The organism is Burkholderia sp. Se-20373, from assembly GCF_017104705.1.
Taxonomy (GTDB): domain Bacteria; phylum Pseudomonadota; class Gammaproteobacteria; order Burkholderiales; family Burkholderiaceae; genus Burkholderia.
In genome coordinates, this window is the sequence record NZ_JAAGPH010000293.1 from 1 (window position 1) to 3,424 (window position 3,424).

Annotated in this window: 2 protein-coding genes and 1 pseudogene; 1 reads left to right on the top strand and 2 read right to left on the bottom strand. The window is 64.1% G+C overall.

The genetic code is table 11. From position 1 onward, the window contains the following. The coding region (tssM, locus tag G3N96_RS38080; RefSeq protein ID WP_206140432.1) for a type VI secretion system membrane subunit TssM at positions 1-1,822 on the bottom strand (1,822 nt) is incomplete at its 3' end. 301 nt (positions 1,823-2,123) lie between these two features. After that, positions 2,124-2,969, bottom strand: coding sequence for a M15 family metallopeptidase (locus tag G3N96_RS38085; protein ID WP_069247001.1), 846 nt, complete (start codon positions 2,967-2,969; stop codon positions 2,124-2,126). Positions 2,970-3,090: 121 nt separating this feature from the next. On the opposite strand from G3N96_RS38085, the pseudogene G3N96_RS38090 reads away from it, so the two are divergent. After that, a pseudogene (locus tag G3N96_RS38090) lies at positions 3,091-3,303 on the top strand (phage tail protein); the annotation flags it as partial. Between the last annotated feature and the right edge of the window lie 121 nt (positions 3,304-3,424).

The following is a 3,424-nucleotide window of genomic DNA, read 5'->3' on the forward strand; positions in this document are numbered from 1 at the left end:
CGCCGCAGGCCAGTCCGGCACCGGCCTGCGGCGCGGCGCCCGCCGCGTTCGTCGAGACCGGCATCGTGCCGCCCTGCACGGCGCCCGATTCGGGCGGGCGCGTCATCGGCACGAGCTGTTCGGGGTGCGCGTTCACGTCCTTCATGAACGACGCGAGGTTCTGCGATACCGGGGCCAGCAGGATCTGGCGCACGCCGTTGTAGTACTCGGTCAGCAGATGCTGCTCGAGACGGTCGCCCTGGTACAGGCCGAGCGACACCGAAATCGGCTTGTCGCGGCGGAACTGCTCGAGCTGCTCGATCCGGTCCTCGAGGATGTCCATCGCCTGCAGGCGCGATTGCAGGTCGTTGCGGCCCTGCTGCAGGCGCGTGACGTTGTCGAGGTCGGCCTGCACGTTCGCGACGAGCTGCTGGTTGCCGATCGTCGACCAGGTCCAGCCGCCCAGCGCGAGCGCCAGCGCCGCGACGAAGCCGAAGAAGGTCGCGTAGCGCAGCCGCGTCTTGGTCGGGCTCGCGAACTGCCGCACCGTCTGGCGGTCCGCGAAGATCACCTTCGAGAACAGGTCGCGCAGGAAGAAGCCGTTCTTCGAGAACGCGCTGTGCGGCTTCGGCAGCGCGGCGCCGTCGAGGCCGAAGCGATGCGCGATGCGCTGCGCGGCCGCGCTGTTGGTTTCGCCTTCCTGCAGCGCGCTGGTGAAGTAGAAGCCGCGGAAGATCGGCTTGTACTGGAACGGGTTGTTCTCGAACAGCGTCGCGAGGAACGCGCGCAGCGACGGCTTGATCGTCGAGAATTCGAGCGGGAAGCTCAACTGGCCCGGCGACAGCTGGTTGCCGCGCGACAGCGACAGCTGCGCGACGCTGATCTCCTTCAGCCCTTCGTAGAGTTCCTCGAAGTGCGTGTCGAACTGCGCGACGACGTCACGCTTGTCGTCGGGTTCGTAGGGCAGGGTGGCGCCCCACACGCGGTCGTATTCGTGCTTGTCGCTGCTGCTGAAGAATTCGGTGAAGCCGGTGATCAGGTCGGCCTTCGTGAACATCACGTAGACCGGCGCGAACACTTCGAGCTTCTCCGTCAGCTCCTGAACGCGCTGGCGGAGGTTTTTCGCGAGGTTGATCGCGAATTCGGGGCGGTTGCCGGTGAGTTCGGCGATGCTCGCGGTGACGATGATGCCGTTGATCGGCGCCTTCGGGCGGTAGCGCTTGAGCAGGCCGAGGAAGCCGAGCCACTCGCTGCGGTCTTCCTCATGCACCGAATAGCGGCCGGCCGTATCGAGCAGGATGCCCTCGGTCGTGAAGAACCAGTCGCAGTTGCGCGTGCCGCCGATGCCGTGGATCACGGCGCTGTTCTTGTCCGCGAACGGGAACTGCAGGCCGGAATTGAGCACGGCGCTGCTCTTGCCCGCGGCCGGGTTGCCGATCACGATGTACCACGGCAGTTCGTACAGCGCGGAGCCGCCCGACACCTGGCCGATCTTCGACGTCTTGATCGTCTTCACCGCATCCGACAGGCGCGTGCGCAGCACGTCGAGGTCGGCCGTCTTCGCGTCGGGGGCGAGCGCGGCGGCGGCGGGCGCGGCGATCTTGCCGGTTTCCGCCTGCTCTTCCAGCACCTGGCCGAGCTGCTGGTTCGCGCGCTTCACGCGCCAGCGGCGCCACAGCGCGACGACGAGCCACAGCGCGAGGATCGCCGCGAAGGCGATCGCCGCCCACAGGAGCGGCAGCTGCAGCATGTCGGCGACGATGAAGAGAATGGCCGCTAGCGCGACGATCCCGACGATCGAGAGCGTACGCGGATGAGTCAGCACGTTGAGGATGCGTTGCATAGGACGTTCAGGTTCCGGTGCGATTCGATGAGGCGACGCAGGCGCGCCGAGCGGCAAGGGTGGCGCCGCGATGTGTCGCCATGCTGTCAAACGGGATGAAGGGGGCTGGCATCAATGCGCCCGCGGCATCGGAGAAGGCGCGCGCATTAACGAAAGGACGCTGTGAGATTTAAAACGGAAGCGGCGGCCGGAAAAAATCGCGCACCGGAATGCATGATTTTTTGCGCCGCCCATATCGTTTCCTGCCGGGATATTAAAAAGCCCCATGCCGCCCTCATTATTTCCTGTCCGGCAGCCCTGGCTAGCTGCCGCGTCCCAGTTTAAAACCGGGTTTATGGTATTCCACGTGCCCGAGATCCATCATTTTCCAGCGGCCCCCCCAGGTCAGGCCAACCTGTTCGGCGACCTGGCCATACAACTGGTAGCCGCGCATCGCCCACGGATCTTTCTCGGAGATGACCAGCTTGCCGTCGCGCAGGAATGCGTTGTCGGCCGCCAGCCCGAATTGGTGATAACTCTGGAAGGCGGCCGCATTGGTCACGTTGGTACCCATCTGCGCCAGCCGGTTCTGCCGTTCCGGGCTCCGGTAACCTTCCAGCAACGCCATTTCATAACCATATTGTTCGTGCATGATCTTGTAGACCAGCAGCAAACGCGTACGGAAATCCGGATCCAGCAGGTTCCAGTCGCGGCTCGCATCCTTCAGCGCCGGGCGCACCTGTTCGACTTCCTTGGTGGCGAAGACCTCCGGCGGCAGCGGCGGGGGCGGCACGAGTTGTTCGCCCTGCAGCAGCGCGGCGATCTTCTCGTCGGGCACGCGCGCCGTGTCGTCGTACTGGAACAATTGCCGGCCGCGTAACGCAATGGCGACCAATGGCGGCGTCGCAAGAATACCTGCCGATACCATAATCATCAAGCGCCGGCGAACCAGTAAATTTTGCACGTCGTTTAAAGCACCGCGCGTAGCGCTTGCCGATTTAACAATCTGACTTCGCGTACGCGAGGCGCGATCGTTCGCGCGGCGCGTTAGACGGCCGTGAAACTGGGCGACGGATTCGAATACGGTCGCGCGGATACCCGGTAAAAGCAACAGTGCCGCAACCGCGACGGCAAGGGCGAAATAGGCGACGAGTGCGACGGCAATCAAAGAAATCCCCGGAAATTGGAATTGATTGTGTTTTGCAATGCTTGCTCTTAGAATCAGGCTGCTTCGAGAGGCCGGGCTATATTATCGCGGTGAATTAAACCAGGATTCAATGAGACGCTGAATGAGTGCGCCGGAAAATTCAAATTCGAAATCTCCGCCCAGCCTGCTGTCCGATACCAAACCGGCAGGCGACGGAGCTCAGCAGTCGCGCATTCTCGCGAATCTGGAAGGACGTGTCACGCCGCCGGCCGAGCCGCCGCGCCGTTCGCTGAAGGCGCCGATCGCCGCCGTCGTGGCCCTGGTGGTCGCCGTCGGTGGCTGGGGCGCATGGCGCATGCAGCATGCGGGCGGGCAGGCTCCCGCCGTCGCGGCCGAGGCTGCGCAGCTCGGAAGAGCGTCGCGCAGGGAAAGAGTGGGTGCCTGGATGTAGTGCTACGTGTTCGCCGTTGCAGGCT